This window comes from Massilia pinisoli (assembly GCF_024753285.1).
In the GTDB taxonomy this organism is placed as follows: Bacteria; Pseudomonadota; Gammaproteobacteria; order Burkholderiales; family Burkholderiaceae_D; genus Telluria; species Telluria pinisoli.
This window is the reverse complement of sequence record NZ_JANUGW010000003.1, coordinates 401,774-425,707: the sequence shown is the minus strand read 5'-3', so window position 1 is coordinate 425,707 and position 23,934 is coordinate 401,774. Positions and strand designations below refer to the sequence as shown.

Sequence of the window (23,934 nt, the reverse complement as noted above, 5' to 3'; positions counted from 1 at the left end):
ACCTTGCAACACCAGGCGCGCGCCCCTTCCGGCCCGACAGCGCGATAATGACCGTTGTGATATTTACATCATCAGAAGGAGGAATGCCATGCAACGCACACTTGCGGCCGTCATCCTCGCCGCCTGCCTGACCCCGGCCGCCGTCCTGGCGGCCACCACCCCGCAGCAACAGAACGGCATCACCTACGCCAACGGCGGCGTCGGCCTGGAAGAGCAAGCCGCCATGAAAGCCCAGCGCGCCGACTACAACCTGCTGCTGACCTTCGCCACGCAACAGAGCGGCGCCTACCGGTCCGACATCCAGCTCGACATCATGGACGCCAAGGGCACCGACCTGCTGAGCGTCGCGAACGTCGGCCCGATGTTCTTCGCCAAGCTGCCGGCCGGGACGTACCGCATTAGCGCGGCGGCCGAGGGCAAGACCTTCAAACGGACCGTCAAGCTGGGCACCGCGCCGAAGGAGATCGTGCTGCATTGGGAAAATGACAATCCGGACGATCCTGGACCGGGCGAGTAAGCTGCCTGGACAGTCGCCCTCTGCTGAAAACGCTCGGAAACTCTACAATGGGACCTTATTCATGAGGTAACACTGAACGGAGTCGACACGATGGGGCGAGCGCGGAAATGATCCGGATGCAACGATTCTGCTGCGCGCTGCTCGGTATTGTCTTGAGCGGGGCGGCTTTCGGACAGGATCATGACCCGACCTTCGCGGACTACAATCACGCCGTCTGGACCGCGAGCGACGGGGCGCCGGTGCAGGTCACGCGCATGGCGCAGACGCCCGATGGCTGGCTGTGGCTGGGAACGCCGAATGGCCTGTACCGCTTCGATGGCGTGCGTTTCTACCTATTCGCCGCGACGAACGGCGCGCATTTGCAAAGTCCCCGGATCTCGGATTTGGCGCCCCAGCCCAACGGCGATCTGTACATCGGCTACGAGGCCCCGGGCCTGAGCGTACTCCACCCGGACGGCAGGCTCGAACACATCGCTCCTGCGACGAACGGCGGCCCCGTCAACTGGGCCAATGACGTGAAACGCGATCGCGATGGGTCGGTCTGGGTGGCCACGTCGTATGGCTTGCGCCATCTGAAGGACGGGCGCTGGTCGGTGCTCGGCGCGGCGCAAGGCTGTCCCGATGAAGCTGTCGCGACTGCGCTCGGCCCTGACGGACAGTTGTGGGGCACGACACTCAGCCATTTGTTCCGTTACGACCGGACCACGGGCCGCTGCATCCCCATTGAACTGCGCAAGGGAAACGGCGAACAGTCGGAAAGAATCCAGGGATTCAGGATCGCGCCGGACGGCCGGCTCTGGGTTGGCGGGGACCGGTTTCTTGCGCTCGTTGCGGCGCCCGCGGCCGGCGCGTCCGCGCCACCGGCCTACCTCAGCCACATATCGGGCAGCACGGCCATCTTCGACCGTGCCGGCAACCTGTGGGCGCTGCGTTGCCCGACCGGCGTCTGCCTGGCCGCGTCCGCCGGCAAGGATGCTGGCGGCTACATCGACGTGGCCGCGGCCACGACGAGCCGGCTCGACCAGCGTGGCCAACTGGGTTCCTTGGCGCCCCGCGTCATCTTCGAAGACCGCGAAGGCGACATCTGGCTCGGTTCGCCGACCGGCATCGAGCGCTTCCGCCGCAACACCCTGCGTCCCGTGGGGCTGCCGGCGATCAAGGGCGATTTCCATGTCGCGCCCGACGCGGATGGCAGCGTGTGGGTCGTTGCGCCGCAGGAAAAACGGGGATGGCGCTACGCCCCCGCCGCGCGCAGCCTCACGGCATTGCCGGACAAGTACCGGGGCGCGACGGTCGACCCGGACGGCACGGTCGTGCTCCTCAGGGAAGACGGCATCCTGCTGCGTCGCGCCGGCGGCGACACCCATGTCGATCTGCCGGGGCCCCTGCCGTTGGCCGCGTGGGCACGCAGTGACGGGGAACGTGTCTGGCTCGGCGGATTCAACGTCCCGGTGCAGTTGTGGGATGGCCGCGACTGGAAGCCGATCGGCGAATTGCGCGACGCCGAGTTCGTGTTCAGCGCACCGGGGAAGCATGGCCAGATGTGGCGTGCGCTGGCCGACGGACGCCTCGTGCTGTTCGAGGGCGGTCGCGTGCGGACGGAATATGACCAGGCGGCGCTGGGCGGCATCGGCGAGGTGACGTCCGTGTCCTCGGCGCCGGAACTGGTCGTGGCTGGCGAAGGCGGCGTGGTCGTCTCCCATGCCGGGCGGTTCCGGCGCCTGCGCGCGCTGCGCGACGACGTGCTGCAGCGTGTCACCGGCTTTGTCGTGGCCCCCGACGGCGCCCGCTGGCTCAACGGCAGCACGGGCCTCTTGCGTATCGAGGCGAGCGATTGGCGCCGGGCGGTGGAGACCGGCGCGCCGCTGCGCTATGCACTGATGGGCGTACGCGACGGCTACACCGGCACCGCCGCGGGCGTGGTGTCGCTGCGGATGGTGAACGGCCGCTTGTGGGTGACGACGACGGACGGCATCGTCGAGGCCGACCTGGCGCGGCGCGACGACACGCTTCCCGCGCCGCAGCCGTCGCTGCTGGCGGTGACGGGGGACGACGTCGCCTACGCGCCGACGCAGCCGCCCAATATCCGCGCCGGCACGACGCGCCTGCGCTTCGACTTCACGGCGCCCGCGCTGAGCCGCCCCGAGCGTGTCGTGTTCAGCTACCGGCTCGACGGCGTGGACGACGCGTGGCAGACCGGGACCGAACGCAGCGCCACCTATACGGGACTCGGTCCCGGCGACTATCGATTCCGCGTGCGTGCCATGAACGAGGACGGCGCGTGGAGCGACAACGAACGCACGCTCGACCTGCGCATCGCGCCGACCCTCGTGCAGACCGTGTACTTCAAGGTGACGTGCATCGTGGCCGGACTGCTGCTGCTCTGGCTCGGCTACTGTCTGCGCGTGCGCTACCTGACCCGCACGCTCACCGCGCGCCTGAGCGCGCAGCTGGAAGAGCGCGAACGCATCGCGCGCGACCTGCACGACACCGTGCTGCAGACGTTCCAGGGCTTCGTGCTGAAGGTGGAGACGATCCTGCCCGACTCCGAATCCGGCCTCGGCGACGCGCTGCGACGCAGCCTGGGCGACGCCACGTACGCCATCCGGGAAGGCCGCGACAAGATCACCGCGTTGCGCGCGGTGGAGCGCAACGGGCCCGCGCTGCACGAGTATCTGCGCATGGTGGGCGAGCAGGACGCCGCGCCGGGCCAGCGGTTCACGCTGAGCTGCGTGGGCGAGGCACGGGCGCTGCATCCGATCGTCGAGCAGGAGCTGTGCGCCATCGGACGCGAAGCGTTGCGCAACGCCTTCCGCCATGCGGATGCGCAGCAGCACGACGTAATCGTCGAGTATGGTGCGCGCGCCCTCGTGCTGACCGTGCGCGACGACGGACGCGGCATCGACGTCGACGCCGACGCCAAGCAAGGCCACTGGGGCCTGCCCGGCATCGAAGAGCGGGCCCGCCTGATCCATGCGGATGCCGTCCTGCGCACGGCGCCCGGTGCCGGGACGACGTGGCGGATCGAGATCAAGGCGGCGCTGGCGTATGCGGATGGCCCGCGGCGCGTGCGCTGGCTGCGGTTGTTTACGCGATATCAGCAAGCCTTGCGCGGGTGGGGTCGCTGGCTGTCGCCCCGTTAGGGTCTACCGCGCCAGGATCACGCCCGCCAGCCGCGCCACCAGCGCATCCATGCGCTCCACCGGTACCTGCGCATAGCCGAGCAGCAGACCGTTGGCCATCGCCGGGCCAGGCAGCGCATGGGCCGACAACGCGTTCACGACGATCCCCTGCTCCCGCGCCCGGCGTACGATCTCCACGTCCGCAACGCCATCGGACGGCAGGCACAGCGCCAGATGCATCCCGGCCGAGGCACCTTCGATGACGGCGTGACCGCCCAGGTGACGATCGAGCGCGTCGACCAGCGCATCGCGCCGCTGCCGATACAGCCGCCGCATGCGCCGCAGGTGCAGCGCGAACTCGCCGCTGTGCAGGAATTCGGCCAGCGCAAGCTGCTCGGCCGTGCGGCCCGCCGCCGCCGACTGCGCGCGCATGACGGCAAGCTGCGGCGCCAGCCCGGCCGGCACGACGACGAACCCGATGCGCAGCGCGGGGAACATCGTCTTGCTGAACGTCCCGCAGTACAGCACGGGCGCGTCGGCCACGAGGCCCTGCATGGCCGCGAGCGGCGGACCCTCGTGGCGGAATTCGCTGTCGTAGTCGTCCTCAACGATCAGTGCGCCGGCCGCACGCGCGCCGTCGATCAGCGCCATGCGCCGCGCGGCCGACGTCACCACGCCGATCGGGTACTGGTGCGACGGCGTCGTGTAGATCAGCTTCGGGCGGCGCGCGGTCCAGTCGTGCGCGACGGGCGCCATGCCCTCGCCGTCGACCGCGATGCCGAGGACGGCGAGGCCGGCGCCCCGGAACGCGGCCAGCGCGCCACCGTAGCCCGGGTTCTCGATCCAGGCGACGTCGTCCGCGTCCGCGCAGGCGCGCGCGCACAGGTCGAGGCTCCCCTGCGTGCCGTCCGTGATGAACACCTGGCCCGGCTCGCACACGACGCCGCGCGACGCGCGCAGATAGTCCGCGATCGCCGTGCGCAGGGCCGGCTCGCCGGCCGGGTCGCCGTAGTTCAGCTGGTGGGCGGCGAGGCCGCGCCAAGCGCGGTCCAGCAGGCGGCGCCATTGCACGAGCGGGAACGCGCGCAAATCGGGGACGCCGGGCGTGAACGGCAGCGCATCGCCCGCCGTGCCGTTCACGATGCGCAGATTCTGCGCGCGGCGTGCCAGGCCCGCGTGCGGCACGTCGGCGCCGCGCCGGCGCGCCACCGGGGCGATGCCGGCGACCACGGTGCCGCGGCGATCCGGGATGACGAACCCTTCGCAGGCCAGCTGCTCGTACGCATACAGCACCGTGTTGCGGGCGATGCCCAGCTCCTGCGCAAGCGCGCGCGTGGCCAGCAGGCGCGTGCCGGCGGCCAAGGTGCCGTCGCGGATCGCGGCGCGCAGGCATTCGTGCAGCAGGCGCTGGCGCGGCCAGGCGTGGCGCGCGTGGTCGCGGCCGAACGTGTCGAGCAGCAGGGCATAGTCCATCGTGGCTCCATGAAATAGTGCGGCCCTGGATCTGTTGATGGGGCCATCCCGACCATTATAGTGCGGCTTCCACCTACTCCATCGAGGCCATGAACACTGCTCCTTCCTCCCGCACCCAGGTCAAACGCGGCGCTTCCAAGGCGTCCTACGACCCCGCCCTGCTGCACGCCATCGTCGATGCCGCCTACGTCTGCCACATCGCGTTCGCCGACCCGCACGGCGCGCACTGCATCCCCACCGCCTGCTGGCGCAGCGGCGACCATCTGTACATCCACGGGTCGAACGGCAGCCGCATGCTGCAGTGCCTGACGGAGAACGAGTGCTGCGTGACGATCACGCACCTGGACGGCCTCGTGCTCGCACGCTCCGCCTTCAATCACTCGATGAATTACCGCAGCGCGATGGTCTACGGCCGCTTCGAGATCGTCGGCGAACCCGCCAAGCGGCAGGCGCTCGCCGACTTCATGGAGCACATTGCACCGGGCCGCCAGGGCGAGGTCCGCGCGGGGAACGACAGGGAATTCGCGGCGACGACCGTGCTGCGGATCGCGCTTCTTGAAGCCGCGATCAAGGTCCGCACGGGCCCGCCGGACGACGACGAGGAAGACATGCACATCGCCGCCTGGGCAGGCGTGCTGCCGCTCGCCGAGGCGCGCGGGACGCCCGTGCCGGACGCGCAGTGCACGGTGGCGCCACCGGCCTACGTGAAGAACTGGGCTACTTCTTGACGATGCGTTCGAGCGTCTGCTCGACGTAGTCGCGGTCGTTGTCGGTGAAGCGCAGCTTGACGGGATACCACTCGTGGCCAGGGGCCAGCCAGATGTCCAGCGTCTGGTCCTTGGAATCGGGCGGCGGCGCGCGCATCACGTGGACGGCGTCCACTTCCCCCAGCGACGGCCCGGCCTGGACCTTTTCGCGGCCGACGACGCGGAACGTCCACGGGTCGGCATCGTGCGGGCCGACGACGAAGAACTGCCATTCCGAGCCCGGCTTGAACTTGTCCTTCGCGGCACGGGCGATGGCAACCAGCTGCCAGGACACGGACGCGCGGTCCTGCTCGCCGCCCTTGATCGGGTAGTTCTTGTCGCCCTGGCTGAACGTGATGGCCTTGTCGTCGCGGTTGAACGCGGCCGTCGTCGGGTCCTTGCGGAAGCGCTTGTCGTAGTACTCGGTGGGGGCCAGGCCGTAGCCGTCCACGATGCCGGTGCTGCGGTTCTCCGTCAGCTTGCCCAGCATCGCCACGCGCGACTCGGCGTTGACCGAATACTTGCCCGCGCCCGCGCGCCACGTGACGAGCGCGTCGCCACTGAGGTTGAACCCGTGCTGGCGCGCGGAGATCGAATAGCTCAGGTCGGCCGACGGCGGCAGGTCGAACGGCCGCTTGACGGCCGGATGCTCTTCCGCCGCCTGCGCATGGCCGCCCAGCGCCGCCATCAGTACCAGGCTCGCGCCTGCCAGTTTCACCACATTCTTCAATTCAAGCTCCTGCTCATTTGATTGCGATATTGTTCACGGTCTGCGTCGTCACGGCCCCGCTCGCCTCGACATTGCGAATCTGGACCGGATACCAGCCGTACGCCGGTGCCAGCCACAATTCCAGGCGCGAGTTGTACGAGCCGGGCTTGGGCGGCCGCACCAGATGCCATGTGGCGATGCGGCCCAGCCGGGTATCGATCTGTTCCTGTCCGGCCACCATGAAGGTAAAAACGCTTGCGTCGCGGTCTTCGCCGACAAGGATGTCGATATTTCCCGATAATTGTTTCGGATCGGCACGCGCGATCGCCGTCAGCTGCAGCGGCACGCTGGCCTTGTCCTGCGCGCCCGGCACGAGCGCATACTTCGCCGCCGACGCGGAAAACGTGAGCGTGCCGTCCTGGCGATTGAAATGCGTCGCCGTCATGGCGCGCCCGCGCCGCCTCTCCGTCATCAAGGTGGGGACGAATCCTTCGTCTCCGACCGTCCCTTCGCTGGTCAGGGTCAGCAGGTTCACGTGCGCGAACAGCACGCCGATGCCGGCCTCGACCTGGACACGATAGCTGGACGGCGTCACCCGCCACGACAGCAGCGCATCGCCGCTCCACTTCGTGCCGTTCGCGTCCGTGCGCGCGACGTCGAGCGTGATGTCGGCCGATGGCGGCATGTCGACCTTGTAATGACGCGCTTCCGGCGCCGCGGGGGCCGGTTTCGCGGCCGCATCTGCCTGAGCCTTCGCTTGCGCCGGCACGTCCGGTTTCGCTGCCTGCCCCGATTGTACGGCCCCCGGGCCGGCGGCGGCGCCATCCTGGCCCGGTTGCCGTCCCGCGGCGGCGGCGACACCGTCCGCATCCGGCGCCAGAACGGGCACGCCCGCACCGGATGCGGCCGCGTCGGGCGTCCCGGCAGCAGGGGCAGCAGGCGAAGCGGGCGCCGCCGCCGCGGGCTCGACCGGCACGGGGGCCACCTCCGGCAGCGGCGGCTGCGCCAGCGCCGGCCGCGGCGGCGGCACGGGCGGCGGCGGGGGCGGCTTGGGCGCCTCGATCACTTCCGCCATGGTCACGCGCGCCGCGCGAAAGGCGCGCTCGGGCACGCGGCCCATCTGGCCCGCGAACCAACGAAACACGAGCACGTGCAGCACGACCGTGAGCGCACCGAGCACCAGTTGCCGGCGGCGACGGATGAGAGCATGGGCGGTACTCATCCGCCTAGTGTAGCCGGTCCGTCGGCGCGGGGCCGTCCGCACGCGTCGCCGCATGTCCATTCGCATCTATATCCGGTCTTATTTATCTGTTACGCTAGCGGCGACCAATCAGGGAGACCACCATGCTGAAACCCTCCGCGCCGATGCCCGGCATGACGGACACGCTCGACTTCGTCAAGAACCTGTGGGGATCGATGCAGATCCCCGGCACGGGCCTGCCCGGCATGCCCGGGATCGCCACGCCGCCCATGTCGACCGACGACCTGGAGAAGCGGATCGCCGACCTCAAGGCCGTCGAATCCTGGCTGAGCCTGAATCTCTCGATGCTGCGAGGAACCATCCAGACCCTCGAGGTGCAGCGCGGCACGCTGGCGACCTTGAAATCGATGGGCGCGTCGATGGCCGAAGCGATGCGCCAGTCCGGCGTCAGCGCGGAAAAGATGGCCGCCACGCCGTTCGCCGCGTTCTTCGGCGCCCCGGCCCAGGGCGGCAGCGCCGCGAAGACGGCGGCGCCGGCCGCGCCCGCTGCGAAACCGGGTGCGCCGGCACCATCTGCGCCCGCGCCGGGCGAGGGCAATGCAGGCAACGCGAGCGGCGCGGGCGGCGGAGGCACGGCACAGCCGGGCACGCCGGCACCGCAAGCCGCGGCCATACCGGACGCGCAGGCCAACGCGGCGGCGATGGCGATGCCGGCCGCCGTCGCGTGGTGGAACATGTTGCAGGATCAATTTACGCAGGCGGTTGCCAGCGCGATGGCGCCTGCACCGGCACCGGCACCGGCGCAGAGTGCCGCTAATGCGCCAAAGGCGGAGGCAGCGAAACCCGCGCCGAAAGCCGGCAACGGCGCAACGAGCGCCGGCAACGGCAGCGAGGGCGGCAACGGCAAGCGTCAGAGCCGGTCCAAGACGGACAAGGGCGCGCCGTAAAATACGATGACCCTGGGCGAGGCACTGCCATCGCTGTACCACGTGCCCGACACGTGGGCATCGTACGACCGGCTCGCGCCGGTCATCGCGCAGCGCTACGACGAATGGCAGCGGCAGGCGGGCTGATACGGCGCGAACTCACGCCGCATCGAGATCGAACGGCAGCGTGCGCAAGCGCTTGCCGGTGAGCCTGAAGACGGCGTTGGCGAACGCCGGCGCCAGCGGCGGCAGGCCCGGCTCGCCCATGCCGCTGGGCGGCTCGCCGGACGGCACGATGAAGACGTCCACGTGCGGCATGTCCGGTATGCGCGCCACCGTGTAGTCGCCAAAATTCTTCTGCTCGACGGCGCCGTCCTTGAACGTGATGGCGGCGCCCGGCAACGTAGTGCCGACTGCCATCAGCACGGCGCCCTGCACCTGCGCCTCGATCGCGAGCGGATTGACGGCCAGATTGCAATGCACGCCGGCCGTGACCCTGTGCAGCCGGGGCACGCCCTTCTCCATCGACGCTTCGACCACGTAGGCCACGACGCTGCCCGCCATCGCGTGCATCGCGACGCCCCAGGCACGGCCCTCGGGCAGCGTCCGGGTGTGGTAGCCGGACCTGTCGACGGCCAGGTCGAGCGCCGCCAGATGCCGCGGCTTCGTCGCACCCAGCAGCTTGCGCCGGTACGCGACCGGATCGGCGCCGGCCGCGTGAGCCGCTTCGTCCACCAGCGTCTCCATCACGAAGGCCGTGTGCGTGGACGCCGAGCCGCGCCACCACAGGACGGGCACGTTGGCCTTCGGGTGGTGGACCGACAGGTTCACGGGCAGGTCGTACATGCCCGCGATGCCCTCCGTCGTCGTGGAATCGATGCCGTCCTTGATCAACGCGCCTTCGAACGGCGTGCCGGCGCTGATGGCCTGGCCGACGATCACGTGCTTCCACGCGACGACGTCGCCCTCGGCATCGAGCCCGATATCGACCTTGTGGACGTGTGACGGGCGATAGTAGCCGCCCTTGATGTCGTCCTCGCGGCTCCAGACGACTTTCACGGGCCCCCGTCCGTACGCCTTCGCGACGCTGACGGCTTCGACCAGGTCGTCCGACGTCGTCACGCCGCGCCGGCCGAAACCGCCGCCCGACATCATCGTGTGCAATGTGACCTGCTCTGCCTTCAACCCGGTCGCCGTGGCGATGGCGGCGCGGTCGAAGGTCTGGAACTGCACGCCGGCCCAGACCGTGCACCGGTCGGCCTGGAGATCGACCACGCAATTGACCGGCTCCATCGGCGCATGTGCCAGGTACGGAAATTCGTAGACGGCCGCAATCGTCTTCGGTGCCGATGCGAGCCGGCCGGTATCCGCCACGCTGGCCGGCAAGCCCGGGGTGGCGGCAAGCGCACGGTAGGCGCGCATCTGCCGGCTTGAATCGGGCTTGTCGACGGCACTCGTGTCCCAGTCGATCGCCAGCACGGCGCGGCCCTGGGTCGCGGGCCAGTAACCGTCCGCGATCACGGCCACGCCATGGCCGCCGCTGCCGGCCGCCACCTCGACCACGTCGACGACGCCCTTGATCGCCCTGGCCTTGGCCGCGTCGACGCTGTGCACCCGCGCGCCGAACACGGGCGGACGCGCGACGACGGCCACCTTCATGCCGGGCAGCGTGAAGTCGATGCCGAACTGCTGCCTGCCGCTCGCCTTCGCGCGCGCATCGAGGCGCCGCACCGGCTTGCCGATGTGGCGGAAGTCCTTCGTATCCTTCAGCTTGACCGTCGCCGGCACGGGCTGCTTCATCGCCGCGTCGGCCAGCGCGCCATAACTCGCCTTGCGGCCGCCGGGGCCGAAGACGACGCCCTTCGCCGTCGTGCACTGCGCCGGCTCGACCTGCCACCGCTCGGCAGCCGCCGCGACCAGCATCGCGCGGGCGCGGGCGCCGATGTCGCGGTAGTGCGTGAACGAGTGCGACACGGAGATCGAACCGCCGGTCATCTGGATGCCGAACAGCGGATCGTTGTACGCGCTGGCCGCAGGCGCCAGCGCGCCGCGCATCTGCGACCAGTCCGCGTCGAGCTCTTCGGCGATCAGCATCGGCAGCGCCGTGTGCACGCCCTGGCCGAATTCGAGGCGGTCGACCATCACGGTGATCGTGTCGTCCGGGGCGATGTGCAGGAACGCGTTGGGTGAGGCGGGTGCCGTCGCGCCCGCGCGCGCGGGGCCGGGAACGACGAAGCCGATCACGAGTCCGCCGGCGGACTTCAGGAAGCCGCGGCGTGACACGCCGTTCGGGGCTGGGTTCGTCCGTTCGATGCGCATGCAGCCCTCCGCTTTGGTCAGGCTGAAATTCTCACACGGCGATCAGCGCCGCCGGCGTTATGATTTTCACCAGATCGCGTAGCAGAATTTGCCGGCCGATCAAGCCACCTCGTCCACCGCCCCACCTTCCGCCGCCGGCTGCAACTGCGCCAGCTGCTCCATGAGCTGGGCAAACCGCTGCTGCCCCGGCAGCAGGCGGTCGACGTGGTGCAGCACGTCGTAGGCTTCGGCGGACAGCGCCGCGTCATAGCCGTGCTGCTGCAGGTGCGAGACGAGGATCTGGGCCGCGTTGAACAGGATGCGCTGGTTGTTCGGCACCTTCTTGCGCGCCTCGCGCATCCACGTCACGGCGTCTTTCAGCTTGCCCGTCTTCCACAGCAGCACGCCCTGGTTCATCAGGTCGGTCGCTTCCTTCTTCGATGCGCGGATCAGTTCCATGCCCTCGTCGCCGAGGCGCGCCTTTTCGAAGATCTTCTGCACCTCGTCGAGCAGCAGCGGGTTGTCGTGGTTGTTGCGGATGACGTAGCACAGCAGGTCGGCCGGCGCATCCTTCACGCCGACGGCAAACAGCAACGTGGCCAGCTCCAGGCAGGTCGGGATGTCGGGCCGGTTCTCCGTCGCGTTCAACAGGGCTTCCAGCTCGTCGCCGGCCTTACGCGCACGCCGGTAGTCGCCGCTCTCGTGGTAGACGAGGCCCTCCGTGATCTTCGAACGCAGCGCGATGTCCGGATGGTCCGCGCCGAATTCGCGCTGGGCCTGCGCCAGCAGCTGCAGCGCCTCTTTCGCGTCGTTCTTCTGGCCGCACACGCGCGCCAGGCCGAGGTAGGCGTCGGGCGTCTTCATGATCGAGTATTCGCCGATCGCGATGCACTTGCGGAAGGCCTTCTCCGCGATCTGCACATTGCCCACCTTGAGCGCGACATTCCCGAGGTTGCGTTGGCGCGGCACGGAATTCGGCGACAGCTTCGCGGCCCGCTCGAGGATCGCGCAGGCCTCGTCCAGCTTCCCCATGTTCTGGTACGCGAGCGCGAGCTGGTCGTACGCGTCGATGTAGTAGCGGTTTTCCGCGATCACGCTCTGGAAGGCCTGGCGCGCCTGTTCGAATTCGCCGTTGGCCATGCGGATCTTGGCGATGCCGGAGCGTGCCCACTGGTACTCGCGCTGTTCCAGCACGCGCTCGTACACCTCGCGCGCGCGATCCGGCTCGCCGCTTCTCTCCATCAGCTTGGCCTTCATGCGCAACAGGTCGATCTCGTGCGCCTTGTGCACCTCCATCGCGGCGTCGCACATGCGCGCCGCGCGCAGGTAATCCTTCTCGGCATAGGCCTGGTCGATGAGGCGGAAGATCTGCTTCTTGTGCCACACGCGGTTCAGGCGCGTGAGCAGCACGCCTTCCGTGATCGGCTTGATCAGGTAGGCGTCCGGCTGGTGCTCGGCCGCGCCCATCACCGATTCCACGCTCTTCTCGGCCGACACCATCAGCCACACGGTGCTCGGGTTGACGAGGTTGCGTACGCGCGCTTCCTCCAGCACCTGCTGGCCGTTCTTGCCATCGCCGAGGTTGTAGTCGCACAGGACGACGTCGTAGCGGATGCGCGCGAGCAGGCCCATCGCCTCGCCGCCCGACGACGCCTGGTCGATGTTCTTCGCGCCCAGGCTGCGCAGGGCTTCGCGCAGCAGCTGGCGCACGCCGACGAAATCGTCGACGACGAGGTAGTTCTTGTCGGCCCAGTCGATCTCGGCCACCGGCTTTACCGTCGAATTCTCGGGTGCGTTCATGGCAGGTTCAGGATGAAACAGCCGCCGCCGTAACGCCCGCCGTTCTCGAGACGCAGCGCGCCGCGGCGCTCGCGGTGGCGGTGCATGCGCGCGACTTCGCTCGAAAAATACAGGCCCAGACCCGCGCTGTTGGTCAGGAAGTTCATGCCGGGAGCCGTATCGCGCGTCGCGATCGCGCCCGCCTTCAGCAGCGCCGGCGGATAACCTGGGCCGTTGTCCTCCACGCGCAGTTCGAGCCAGCCGTCATCCGTCGTGCGGATCGCCAGGCGCACCGTGTCGCACGTGTAGTGGATGGCGTTGTTGATCGCATGCGACAGCACGCCCACGATCAGGTCTTCGTCGAGATGCCAGACGAGGCCAGCGTCGTAGTCCAGCTCCAGCTTCATGCCGCGCGACGTCAGCAGCACGCGCTCCAGCGCCACCACCTGGTCGACCAGCTGGCCCAGCTCGAGCGGCTGCATGTCGAACGGGTACGCGGGCGTCCCCACCTGCTTGTACAGCGCGAGCAGCTGCATCAGGTTGTCATTCAGGCGCTTCGTCTGGTACAGCATGTGCGCCATCTGCGTGTATTCCGGGTCCGTCTGCGCGGCGGGCCGGGAAGAATGCGCGACCAGCAGCCGCTCCAGCGTCCCGGACAGGACGCTGATCGAATTCTTCATGTCGTGCGCGGTCGAGGCGAGAAACAGGGACAGCTCTGGCGCGTCGGGGGTGTCGTCGTCCATGTCCGGTTCATGTGTGAAATGTTGCTCTGCACACATTATACCTTTGAAACTTTCGGTTTCCCGAAAGAAATCAATTTTCGGACTGCGGACCCCGCGGCGCGCGGCGTGCGCGCAACACGAAGCGGGCCGGATCGAGCGCGTCCACGAGGCTGGCTTCCAATGGCAGCGGCTCGCCCTCCATCTGCGCGGCCAGCAGTTCGGCCGCCAAACCCGCCCAGATCAGGCCGCGCGATGCGTAGCCGAGCAGTGCGTACAGGCCCGGATGGCGCGGCACGTCGCGCAGGCGCTCGGTGGTGCCGGCCGCGTCGAAATCCGGCAGGCGGCCGACGAGCGGCAGGCGGTCCGGCGCGACGCAACGAAAGCCCACGCGGCCTTCCAGCGGCGCATCCTGTGCGGCCTGCGGGTCGGACAGCAGGCCGCGCAGGCGCTCCAGGTTTTCCGCGTGACTTTCCGGCGACAGCGCCGGGTTCGGATCGGCGTCGTACGTCGCGCCCGCGCTGCACACGCCGCCGGACGCCGGCGTCAGATAGGCTTCGCGGCACAGCACGACGGACAGCTTCGGCACCATCCCGGCCGGCACGTGCGACACCTGCCCGCGCAGCGTCGTCAGCGGAAGCTGCGCGGCTTGCGGCACCGCGACGGCGCCGCTGCCGTTGGCGAGGATCAGGTTCGGCGCGCACGCCACCGTGGCGCCGTGCGCGTCCGTCAGGTGCCAGCGCTCGCCGACCCGTTCGATGCGCACGTCGCCGACGCCGAAGCGCCGCTCGAGCCGGCCGCCGCACGCGGCCAGCATCGCCTCGCACACGCTGCCGGGCCGCGCCCAGCCGGCGCCGCGGAACAGCCAGCCGCCGTCCGGCGCCGGCAGGCCGAGCAAGGCTTCCGCCGCGGGCCGCTCGAGCCACTCGGCGAAATCGGGCGGCAGGGACTTGTCGGCGGCGATGGCACGCTGCACGTCGGCGTGGCCGGCGTCGCGCGCAAGCTGCAGCACGCCGCACGTGTCGCCCTCGATGGCGCGGCCGATGCCACCCAGATGCTCCCAGTGGCGCAGCGCGTACAGGTAGGCGGCGCGCGTCAGGCGCGTGGGCACGTTGTCGTCCTTCGACAGCAGCGGCATGAAGATACCGGCCAGGTTACCCGACGCTTCCATCGCGGGCTGCGGCTGGCGGTCGACGAGCGTCACCTGCCAGCCGCGCGCGCACAGGCGCTCCGCGGCGGCGGAACCGGCGATGCCGGCGCCCAGCACGATGGCGCGCCGCTCGGGCGCGGGCGGTACCGGCGCACGCGGCTTGCGGCTGGCGAAGCGCGCGTGCTGGCCGCCCGCGTCGAACACGAAGCCTTGCGCCGTCAGCGCGTCGATCTGCGCTGGCGTGAGGCCTTGCGCGAGCAGGTGCGCATCCTGCGCGGCCACGCGCGCGACGTGGCGCGCGAAGTCGGTGCCGGCCTGTTCGATGTCGTGCAGGCGGAACAGGTCGACGCGCGCCGTCAGCTGCGCGAGCGCCTCCTCCAGCGGTGCGCTGACCAGGTCGACGGTCAGGCCCGGCTCCGCCTGCGGCATGCGGTGGAAGCCCGGTAGCAGGTGGTCGCAGACGGCGATCACGTGCAGGTTCGGCGAACGGTGCGGGTCGGTGCGCCAGACGTCGGTCAGGACGCGGACCGCACTCCCGTCGCCGTAATGCGCATCGAAGACGGTGTAACGCGCCCGGCTGCACCAGCATGCGCGATAGTCCATGGCATCACCTCCGGCGGCGGCACAGGCAGGCACGGTCGTGGTCGTCCACCATGCCGATGCCCTGCATGTATGCGTACACGATCGTCGATCCGACGAATTTGAAGCCGCGCTTGCCGAGGTCCTTCGAGATGCGGTCGGACAGGTCGGTGCGGGCCGGCCGCGCGCCGTCGGGCCAGTCGTTGACGATGGGTCGGCCGTCGACGAAGCCCCACAGGTAGCCGTCCAAGGTCAAGCCCTCGTCGCGCAGGCGCAGGTAAGCTCGGGCGTTGGCGATGGCGGCCGCGACCTTCAGGCGGTTGCGCACGATGCCCGGGTTGGCGAGCAGGTCGGCCACTTTCGCATCGTCGTAGCGCGCGATCTTTTCCGCGTCCCAGCCGTCGAACGCGAGGCGGTAGTTGTCGCGCTTGTTGAGGATCGTTTCCCACGACAGCCCGGCCTGCGCGCCCTCGAGGTTCAGCATTTCGAACAGCGTCGTCTCGTCGTGGCACGGCACGCCCCACTCGTGGTCGTGGTAGGCGATGTAGCGCGGATTGGCCATGTTGGCCCAGGTGCAGCGGATGTCGTTCATACATCAAGTATAAACCTCCGCGACCGCTGCGGCATCCCCGTGCGGGGCCGATTTTTATTGTCGATGAATCAATTTGAATTACACTTGCGGCCATGAATCCACCGACGCAGTTAGGCAGATACCGGATCGTGCGCGTGCTGGGCCGCGGCGCCATGGGCGAGGTTTATGAAGGGCTCGATCCGCGCCTGGACCGCAGCGTCGCCATCAAGGTCATCTCGACCGCCAGCGATGCCGATCCCGACCTCCTCGCCTCGTACTCGGCCCGCTTCATCCGCGAAGCGCAGGCCGTCGCGCGCCTGAACCATCCGCACATCGTCGCGCTGTACGACTTCGGCGAGGAAAACGGCGTCGCCTACATGGTGATGGAACTGGTGCGCGGCGAAGAGCTCGCGGCCTACTTCGACATGACGCAGGACTTCCAGCTCGACTTCACCTTGGAAGACGCCGAGCGCATGACGTGCGAGCTGCTCGACGCGCTCGGCTACGCGCACCGCCACGGCGTGATCCACCGCGACGTCAAGCCGGCCAACATCATGCTGAGCCACGACCTGCGCGTGAAGCTGACGGACTTCGGCGTCGCCCACATGGCCGCGCTGAACGCGGCCGTGCTGGACGCGGACGGCGCCGACATGGTCGGCACGCCCAGCTTCATGGCGCCCGAGCAGATCACGGGCCAGGCCGTCGGACCGCAGGCGGACATCTTCGCCGTCGGGATCGTGCTGTACCAGTTCCTCACCAACGAGCGGCCGTTCCGCGGCGCCGGCATGTTCGCCGTGCAGCAGAAGATCCTGCACGAGCATCCCGTCCCGCCCACGTTGCTGAATCCCCTGCTCGGCCCCGCGTTCGACCGCATCGTGCTGCGCGCGCTCGCCAAGCGCCCCGAGGAGCGCTACCCCAGCGCCGAGGCATTCCGCGACGACCTCCTGCGCGCACTCGACGGCGACACGCCGACGCAGCCGTCGTGGCGGCCCGACACCGTGACGCCGCGCCCGCCCACGGTCCGCCCCGCACCCGTCGACGCCGACGCCACCCGCATCGCGCCGCCTGCCCCGGCACCGGCCCCGGCCGCGGCGGACGACGACGTCGATGCGACGCGCTTCGCTTCGATGACGCGCCCATGAACGACACGACCCTCCTGCACGGCCCCGGCGCGCACGGCGACTTCTTCCGCCGCCTGCAGCAGCTGACGACGCGCATCCACGCGACGCGCCACGTGGACGAGATCATGCTCGACCTGTCCCCGGACATCTGCGCCCTGTTCGGTGCCGACCGCCTGACGATCTACACGGTCGGCGACGACAAGGCGAGCCTCGTCGCCAAGGTCAAGACGGGCATGGCGTCGTTCCGCCAGCTGCGCCTGCCGATCTCCGCGCAAAGCGTGGCGGGCTATGCCGCGCTGGCGCGCCGCCTGCTGAACCTGAACGACGTCTACGATGCGCGGGAACTGCAGCGCTACGCGGCCGACCTGCGCTTCCAGCAGGGCGTCGACAAACGCACGGGTTACCGCACGACGCAGATGCTCGTCGTGCCGATCGTGCATGACAATGAAGTGAGCGGCGTCCTCCAGGTCATCAACAACCTGCACGGCGGCCCGTTCGACGGCACCGTCGTCGAAGGCGCGCGCTACCTGTGCGACACGTTGGGCATCGCGTTCGCCCAGCGCCGCAACGACGCGCCGCGCGAACGCATGGGCTTCGTCGGCGTGCTGCGCGCGGGGCTGCTGGGCCGCGCGGAAGTCGACGCGGCCGTGGAGCAGGCGCGCCGCGACGGCCGCGACATCGAGGACGTGCTGCTCGACGACTGCAAGCTCAAGCTGCCCGTCGTCGGGCGCGCGCTGGCCGATCACTACGCCGTGCCGTATCTCGCGTTCCACCCGGGACGGCGCGTCCCGGCGGACCTGTTGGCCGGCATCGACCGCGCGAGCGCCGAGGTGCGCCAGTGGTTGCCCGTCGAGCGCAACGAGCATGCGCTGTACGTCGTCTGCATCGATCCCGAACGCGTCCGGTCGGACGACGCGGTGGCGCGCTTGTTCCCGCAAGCGCGTCCCGTGTTCTGCGTGACGACGCGGCGCGATTTCGCGGCGATGCTCGACCAGTACTTCGGCGCTGCCGCCGAATCCGTCCCGCTTGCGCCCGCGCGCGCGGACAAGCTGGTCGACGCCGTCGCCGCGCTCGTGGCCGGCAGCCAGCGCGAGGGCCTGTCCGACGTGCGCATCGAGACGGTACCGGGCGAGCGGCCCGGCGAGATCCGCTTCACGGTCAGCGGCATCCTGCGGCTCCCGTGAAATCCACCGGTGCCTGCGTCACGCGTGCTAGCATGCAGCCCTCCTTAGCCACGCAAGCCGCGCCGTCGATGAGCAACTGGAAGCAGCTAACCCCGAGCATTTATCACCGCCTGTCGTTCGGTTGCGCGTACGGCCTGACCGACGTCGGACTCGTGCGCCAATCCAACGAGGACAACTTCCTCATCGATGCGCAGCTGAACCTCGTCGCGGTGGCCGACGGGATGGGCGGCCACGAGGGCGGCGAGATCGCGGCCCGGCTGGCGCTGGAAACGCTGCGCGACGCGCTGTCCGCGGCGGCCCCGACACAAGCCTGTCCCGGCGACGCGTTCGATCCGGACGCCACTTGGCAGGACGAGCACATGCCCGCCATCGTGGCCGTGCACGAGGCCGTCGACGCCGCCAATGCACGCGTGTACGGCGCCAACGCGGACAACGGCCTCGGCGAAGGCGGCGGCATGGGCACGACGCTGACGGGCTTCCGGCAAAGCCTGCCGGGCGGCCCGCTCGTCGTCTTCCACGTGGGCGACAGCCGCCTGTACCGCTACCGCGACGGCGAACTGGCCGTGCTCACGCGCGACCAGACCTTGTACCAGCAGGCGCTGGAAGCGGGCGTCTCCGGCGACTTCCCGCCGCGGAACCTGCTGCTGCAGGCGATCGGCCCGATGGCCGCCGTCACGCCCGACGTCAAGGCCACGACGCCGCACCCCGGCGACCTGTACCTGCTGTGCAGCGACGGCCTGTACGGCAACACGCCGCATGCCGCCATCGAACGCGTGCTGGCCGGCGCGCATGCGCAGTCGCTGGAACAGTGTTGCGCCGAGCTGGTCGCGCTGGCCAAGGCGCACGGCAGCCGCGACAACATCACGGCGGTGCTGGCGCTCGTCGAACGCTGACGCCGGCACTCTCGGGTCGCGCGCCGCCTGTCGTAATTACACTATGCAAATTGAGTTTTTTTAACAACCCGTAGATTTGACGCTGGGAAAGATGGTACCCTGTAGGAGATATCCTACTTTCTTCTTGCCTAGCCTCTTATGGACTACCGCAGCGCCTACATCCGTCGCAGCAGAAAAGGTTCGCGCCTGAACCGGCGCCTGGCTGTCGCCGGCGTGCTCGGCGTGGCCGCCTGCGCCGCCGCGTTCGCGCTGGCGATGCGCCCGTCCACGGCACCGGTCACGGGCGCGACCGCGCTCGCTGCTGCGCCCGCCCAGGCAACCGCCGTGCGGCCGGCCGCGGCGCAGGCGGAGACGAAGAAGACGCGCCGCGTCTATCCCTATTCGATCGTGCCCGGCGGTGTGCTCGACCGCCGCGAACTGTCGCGCGCCATCGTCGTGGACAAGGTCGTCGCGGCGCACTACGCCGCCTTCGAAGCGCCGAAGGCCACCATCAGGACGGTCGCCGCGCCGCGCGGCGTGTACGTCTCGTACCGCAAGGGCGACAAGGTGTACTGGACGGCGAAGAAGCTCCAGCTGGCACAAGGCGAGACCGTGCTGTCCGACGGCCAGAACGAGATCCGCACGCGCTGCGGCAACCGCATCTCCGACGTGCCGCGACTGCCGGTCGAAGCGAGGGGCCCGAGCGAGGAAGAACTCGATTCCTCCGTCGAGCAGGCGCAGGAAGGCGACGGCGAAGGCGGCGTGACACAGGTCGGATTCGCCGTCGACGGCAATCCCGCAGGCCAGAGCTTCCACTTGCAAACCTTCGCCACGGGCGGCGCGGTCCTGAACAACGGCACGCCGCTGGCGCACCGCATGGCTGGCATACCGGCTTATTACAACAGCAACCCGGTCGGCGCCTGGGACCGGGGCACGCTGCCGCAGGTGCTGGCGACCAAGACGTCTCCGGCCGGCACGGGCACGGGAACGGGAACGGGCGGCAATAACGGCACCGATACCGGCGGCGTTGCGGACAAGGGCGGCTCCCCAGCCGGCGCCCCGCAGCTGCCGACGACGCTGGACGACACGAACCTGCCCTCCACCGACACGGGCACGAAGCCGCCGTCGTCGATCCCGGACACCCTGCTGCCCCCGACGACCGACCTGCCCGGCACCACGGACAAACCCGGCAAGACGCCGACGAAACCGGGCGCCGCACCAGAACCGGGCACCCTGCTGCTGGGTGGCGCCGGCCTGGCCGCGCTGCTTGCCGCGCGCCGCGCACGCAAGCGCACGCGGGGCTGACCTAGTCTTCGATCACGGCGCGCCCGGCGCGCCGCAGTTCCTCGAGGTGGTCGAGCATCTGCCGCAGCACCTCGGGCGGATGCCCCGCCCAGTCCTCCACTTCCCCGACGATCCTGAGCGGCGCACGCGTGCGGTACGACCGCGTCGGGTTGCCGGGAAAGCGCTTGTTCGTCAAATTGGGATCGTCCTCGAACGTCCCCGTCGGTTCCACGATGTAGACGTGCCCCCGACCCTCGGCGCCAGCGAGCGCCACGGCCAGCTCCGCGCCCCAGACGGCAGGCTCCAGCAGCGCGGAAAAATACACGTTGTTGGAGACGCGCCCGTCCTCGAAATTGGAAGCCTGGCCCGCCGTCAACAGGTCGCCGGGCTGCAGGCGGATCCGGGTGCCGTGGTAGAACGGGCCCGGCACGTGGCCGCAGTTGTCATGGGTTACCGGAGTCCATTCTTGAGTGCTCATGCAAAGTCCTCATCGTCCAGGGTGCAGCGCGCGCCGCCGTTGGATTCTACCTGAGCGCATCGGCCGGCGACATGCGCATCGCGCCCCACGCATGCTGCGCCATCGCCGCCACCGCCACGCAGGCACTCGCGCAAAACGCCAGCGCCACGTTCCAGTAACCGAACGGGGCGCGCTCCACGAACGACGACAGATAGCGTTCGCCCACCAGCGCCCCCAGCGGCAATCCGGCGACGGCGCCCGCCAACGTCAGCACGCCGATCTCGCGCAGCATGAGCATGGCGATGTCGCGCCTGCGGGCGCCGTACAGTTTGCGCAGGACGATTTCGCGCGCCCGTTTTTGCGCGGCGTCGGCCGCCAGCGCATACGTGCCGAAGGCCGATATCGCCAGCGCGATGCCGGTGGCGATCGCGACGAGCCGGGCGAGGCGCCGGTCCTCGGCGTAGTCGGCGGCCAGCACGTCGGCGGCGCGGTGCATCGTGAGCACCGCGTCGGGGAACCAGCGCGGCCACAACGCGCGCACGGCCGCTTCGGCCTCGGGCAGCGCATGCGCCGCCTTCACCGTCAGCGTCGAACCGGCGATCCACACCTCGTACCCGATGGCGGCCGGTGCCTCGTGCAGCGAATGGAAGCGCAATTCGGGCGCGACGCCGACGATCCGCTTGTGGACGACGCTGTCGTCGAAACTCGTGAAGACCACCATCTGGCCGACGGCGGCGGCCGCGGTGGCGAAGCCGAGCTGGCGGGCCGTGACGGCGTTGACGACCAACGGTTCGGCCGCGTCGTCCGCGTCGACGCGCGGATCGAACAAGCGGCCCGCCACCGGCCGGATGCCGTACCGCTCGAAGAAATCGGGGCTGACGGATTTCATCTCGACGCGCACGTCGGCCACGCCGGGCCGGCGCACTTCGCGCGACCAGGCGGCATCGTGGCGGCCCACCGCGTCTTCGCTGATCGCGACGCCGGCCACCGCGCCATCGGCCTTCAGCGCCGCGATCAGTCCGCGCACGGCCGCGCTGTCCTTGGCGTTCGCGCCGCCTTCCAGGTCGACGATCAGCAGCGACGACGGATCGAATCCGGGCGCCTGCGCCAGCGCGTACCGGGTCTGCCACGTGATGGCGAGCGTCACGCAGGCCAGGCCCATCGCCGCGCCGATCTGCAGCATCGTCATCGCCTTGCGCACGCGGCTGGCGCGCACCGATTCGTCGTCCTGCCGGCCGGTCAGCGCGCCATGCGGCGCCACACGCAGCGCCGCCCACACGGGATGGACCGCGCTGGCGAGGCCCACGACGATGCCCAGCACCAGCGCCGCCGCCACGTTCGAGAGCGCCAGCAGGCCGCCCAGGTCGCGCGCCACCAGCTCGGCGAACAGCGGCAGCGCCAGCCATGCGAACAGCAGGCCGAGGCTCGTCGCCAGGAGCGCCACCAGCAAGGCCTCGGCGATGAACTGCATGGCGATCCGGCGCGGGCTCGCGCCCAGCACCTTGCGCATCGCGATCTCGCGCTGGCACCGCACGACGCGCGCCGTCGCCAGGTTGACGTAGTTGATCGCGGCGAGCAGCAGGATCAGCAACGCGATGGCGCCCAGGCCCGCCACCACCGTGCGGTCGCCGCGCGGGCCCGGCCGCGCCAGGTTGTTGGCGGCGACGTCGCGGTCGAAATACGCTTCGCCGAGCGGCACCAGTTCGATGTCGAGCACCTTGCGCCCGCCCAGGCGCGCGCGGGTCGCAGCCGGGATCTTCTGCAGCACGGCGGCATGGTCGACGGCGTCCTGCAGCGCGGCGCGGATCGGCCCGACGGTCGCGCCGGGCCGCACGCGCACGAGCATCCTGCCCCACCATCCACGGCTGCCGGTCACCAGTTCGTCGCGGATCTCGGGCGGCGCCAGGCTGGACGCGGGACCGAACACGGTCTCGAACGGAATCGTCGTGTTGGCGGGCGGCGTGCGCACGACCGCGCCCACGCGCACGGACTGGCCGTCGACCTCGATGGCGCGGCCGACCACGTCGGCGCTGCCGAACATCGCCAGCGCGCCCGCTTCCGTGACGGCGAAGCTGTCGGGCCGGCGCAGCGCCGCATCGAGGTCACCCCGCACGGCAACGAGGCCCAGCGTACGCGCGAATTCGGGCGTGACGGTCAGGCTGTCGTGGCGGTGCAGGCGGCCGCCGACGCGCGCCGTCAGCTGCTGCGGGCGGGTGGGCAGCCACGCGGCCGCGCTGTCCACGCCGGGCGCCTTCAGCGCAACCGCGTGCAGCAGCAATGGTACCTGGTCGAACCAGGGCGCCGTCGGCTGGCGGTTGTCGCGCTGCTTGACGACGTAGACCTGCTCGACGTGCGGCACATGGGCGTTGTACTGCCACGAATAGCGCACGAAGCCGAGCAGCAGCAGGCAGCTGCCGAAGCCGATCGCCAGCCCCAGCACGACCACCAGCGAATACACAGGGTCGGCGACCAGCGTGCGCCAGCCGATCGTGAAATCTTGTCGGGTCATCGCAGCCCCCTCACGCCGCATGGAGCGCATCGACCACGATGCGTCCGTCGAGCAGGCGCACGGTGCGCGAGGCCTGGGCCGCGTGCGCCGGCGAGTGCGTGACCATCACGATCGTCGTGCCCTCGGCGTTGATCTGGCGGAGCAGGCGCATGACTTCCTCGCCGCGCGCCGTATCCAGGTTGCCGGTCGGCTCGTCGGCCAGCAGCACGGCCGGATTCGGGACCAGGGCGCGTGCGATCGCCACGCGCTGCTGCTGGCCGCCGGAGAGCTGCGAGGGACGATGGCGCGCGCGGTGCGCCACGCCCAGCTTGTCCAGCATCGCGCTCGTGCGCCGGCGCCGCTCCGCCGCGGAGACGCCCAGGTACTGCAATGCCATCTCGACGTTCTCCTGCACGGTCAGCGCTTCGATCAGGTTGAAGTTCTGGAAGATGAAGCCGATGCGGCCGCGCCGCAGCCGGTTCAGGCGCGCCTCGTCCAGGCCGGCCGCCTGCTGCCCGTCGATCCAGTAGTCGCCGCTGTCCGGCGTGTCGAGCAGGCCGAGCATCGCGAGCAGCGTGGACTTGCCGCAGCCCGACGGCCCCGTCACGGCCACGTATTCGCCCGCCTCGATCTCGAGGTTGATGCCGTCGAGCGCGCGCGTGCGCACGTCGCCGCCGCGATACGTCTTGGTCACGTTGACGAGCTTCAGCATGGCGTCTCCGGTGGATGTGGGTGGAT

19 protein-coding genes are annotated in these 23,934 nt (G+C 69.7%); 8 read left to right on the top strand and 11 right to left on the bottom strand.

The window, feature by feature from the left end; translation table 11 throughout:
* The first annotated feature begins 88 nt into the window (after positions 1-88).
* Together NX784_RS06070 and NX784_RS06065 are read left to right on the top strand one after the other, a co-directional pair.
* Entirely contained in the window at positions 89-517 is a 429-nt protein-coding gene (locus tag NX784_RS06070) for a hypothetical protein (RefSeq protein WP_258815768.1), read from the top strand.
* A gap of 116 nt (positions 518-633) precedes the next feature.
* Positions 634-3,660 (top strand): sensor histidine kinase, encoded by a 3,027-nt coding sequence (locus tag NX784_RS06065; protein WP_258815767.1) that lies wholly within the window; start codon positions 634-636, stop codon positions 3,658-3,660.
* A 3-nt stretch (positions 3,661-3,663) separates the two neighbouring features.
* Here NX784_RS06065 and pdxR read toward each other — a convergent pair whose 3' ends face one another.
* Positions 3,664-5,112, bottom strand: coding sequence for a MocR-like pyridoxine biosynthesis transcription factor PdxR (gene pdxR / locus NX784_RS06060; protein ID WP_258815766.1), 1,449 nt, complete (start codon positions 5,110-5,112; stop codon positions 3,664-3,666).
* Between the two features lie 89 nt (positions 5,113-5,201).
* On the opposite strand from pdxR, the gene NX784_RS06055 reads away from it, so the two are divergent.
* Positions 5,202-5,840, top strand: coding sequence for a pyridoxamine 5'-phosphate oxidase family protein (locus tag NX784_RS06055; protein ID WP_258815765.1), 639 nt, complete (start codon positions 5,202-5,204; stop codon positions 5,838-5,840).
* On the opposite strand, the gene NX784_RS06050 is transcribed toward NX784_RS06055, so the two are convergent.
* Positions 5,830-6,576 carry a DUF3108 domain-containing protein gene (locus NX784_RS06050; protein ID WP_258815764.1) on the bottom strand — a complete coding sequence of 249 codons (747 nt, stop codon included), beginning with the start codon at positions 6,574-6,576 and terminating at the stop codon, positions 5,830-5,832. The genes NX784_RS06055 and NX784_RS06050 overlap by 11 nt on opposite strands.
* 25 nt (positions 6,577-6,601) lie before the next feature.
* Positions 6,602-7,789, bottom strand: coding sequence for a DUF3108 domain-containing protein (locus NX784_RS06045; RefSeq protein ID WP_258815763.1), 1,188 nt, complete (start codon positions 7,787-7,789; stop codon positions 6,602-6,604).
* Between the two features lie 122 nt (positions 7,790-7,911).
* Between NX784_RS06045 and NX784_RS06040 the strand changes: the two genes are divergently transcribed.
* Positions 7,912-8,715, top strand: a complete 804-nt coding sequence (locus NX784_RS06040; protein WP_258815762.1) for a PhaM family polyhydroxyalkanoate granule multifunctional regulatory protein — start codon at positions 7,912-7,914, stop codon at positions 8,713-8,715.
* A 138-nt stretch (positions 8,716-8,853) separates the two neighbouring features.
* Here the strand turns inward: NX784_RS06040 and NX784_RS06035 are convergent, their stop codons facing one another.
* The 5 genes from NX784_RS06035 to NX784_RS06015 form a co-directional block, all read right to left on the bottom strand.
* Positions 8,854-11,013 (bottom strand): xanthine dehydrogenase family protein molybdopterin-binding subunit, encoded by a 2,160-nt coding sequence (locus NX784_RS06035; protein ID WP_258815761.1) that lies wholly within the window; start codon positions 11,011-11,013, stop codon positions 8,854-8,856.
* A gap of 99 nt (positions 11,014-11,112) precedes the next feature.
* A complete protein-coding gene (locus NX784_RS06030; RefSeq protein WP_258815760.1) occupies positions 11,113-12,792 on the bottom strand; it encodes a tetratricopeptide repeat protein in 1,680 nt (559 codons plus the stop codon).
* Positions 12,789-13,514: a sensor histidine kinase gene (locus tag NX784_RS06025; RefSeq protein ID WP_258815759.1), complete on the bottom strand. Its 726-nt coding sequence runs from the start codon at positions 13,512-13,514 to the stop codon at positions 12,789-12,791. The genes NX784_RS06030 and NX784_RS06025 overlap by 4 nt, the downstream gene beginning before the upstream one ends.
* A 70-nt stretch (positions 13,515-13,584) precedes the next feature.
* The gene (gene mnmC1, locus NX784_RS06020; RefSeq protein ID WP_258815758.1) at positions 13,585-15,243 is read right to left on the bottom strand and encodes an FAD-dependent 5-carboxymethylaminomethyl-2-thiouridine(34) oxidoreductase MnmC1; all 1,659 of its coding nucleotides are present in this window, start codon (positions 15,241-15,243) and stop codon (positions 13,585-13,587) included.
* 4 nt (positions 15,244-15,247) lie between these two features.
* Entirely contained in the window at positions 15,248-15,811 is a 564-nt protein-coding gene (locus NX784_RS06015; protein ID WP_258815757.1) for a DNA-3-methyladenine glycosylase I, read from the bottom strand.
* A gap of 92 nt (positions 15,812-15,903) precedes the next feature.
* On the opposite strand from NX784_RS06015, the gene NX784_RS06010 reads away from it, so the two are divergent.
* From NX784_RS06010 to NX784_RS05995, 4 genes are all read left to right on the top strand, one after another.
* Positions 15,904-16,932, top strand: coding sequence for a serine/threonine-protein kinase (locus NX784_RS06010; RefSeq protein ID WP_258815756.1), 1,029 nt, complete (start codon positions 15,904-15,906; stop codon positions 16,930-16,932).
* The gene (locus NX784_RS06005) at positions 16,929-18,095 is read left to right on the top strand and encodes a GspE/PulE/PilB domain-containing protein (protein ID WP_258815755.1); all 1,167 of its coding nucleotides are present in this window, start codon (positions 16,929-16,931) and stop codon (positions 18,093-18,095) included. The genes NX784_RS06010 and NX784_RS06005 overlap by 4 nt, the downstream gene beginning before the upstream one ends.
* Before the next feature lie 32 nt (positions 18,096-18,127).
* On the top strand, positions 18,128-18,988 hold the full coding sequence (locus NX784_RS06000; protein WP_258815754.1) for a PP2C family protein-serine/threonine phosphatase: 861 nt from the start codon (positions 18,128-18,130) through the stop codon (positions 18,986-18,988).
* Between the two features lie 138 nt (positions 18,989-19,126).
* Positions 19,127-20,272: a PEP-CTERM sorting domain-containing protein gene (locus NX784_RS05995; protein WP_258815753.1), complete on the top strand. Its 1,146-nt coding sequence runs from the start codon at positions 19,127-19,129 to the stop codon at positions 20,270-20,272.
* A 1-nt stretch (position 20,273) separates the two neighbouring features.
* Here NX784_RS05995 and arr read toward each other — a convergent pair whose 3' ends face one another.
* From arr to NX784_RS05980, 3 genes are read right to left on the bottom strand one after another with little or no spacing between them, the layout of a single operon-like run.
* Positions 20,274-20,729 (bottom strand): NAD(+)--rifampin ADP-ribosyltransferase, encoded by a 456-nt coding sequence (gene arr / locus NX784_RS05990; protein WP_258815752.1) that lies wholly within the window; start codon positions 20,727-20,729, stop codon positions 20,274-20,276.
* A gap of 46 nt (positions 20,730-20,775) precedes the next feature.
* On the bottom strand, positions 20,776-23,217 hold the full coding sequence (locus NX784_RS05985) for an FtsX-like permease family protein (RefSeq protein ID WP_258815751.1): 2,442 nt from the start codon (positions 23,215-23,217) through the stop codon (positions 20,776-20,778).
* Positions 23,218-23,227: 10 nt separating this feature from the next.
* Positions 23,228-23,908: an ABC transporter ATP-binding protein gene (locus NX784_RS05980; RefSeq protein WP_258815750.1), complete on the bottom strand. Its 681-nt coding sequence runs from the start codon at positions 23,906-23,908 to the stop codon at positions 23,228-23,230.
* Positions 23,909-23,934: the final 26 nt, after the last annotated feature.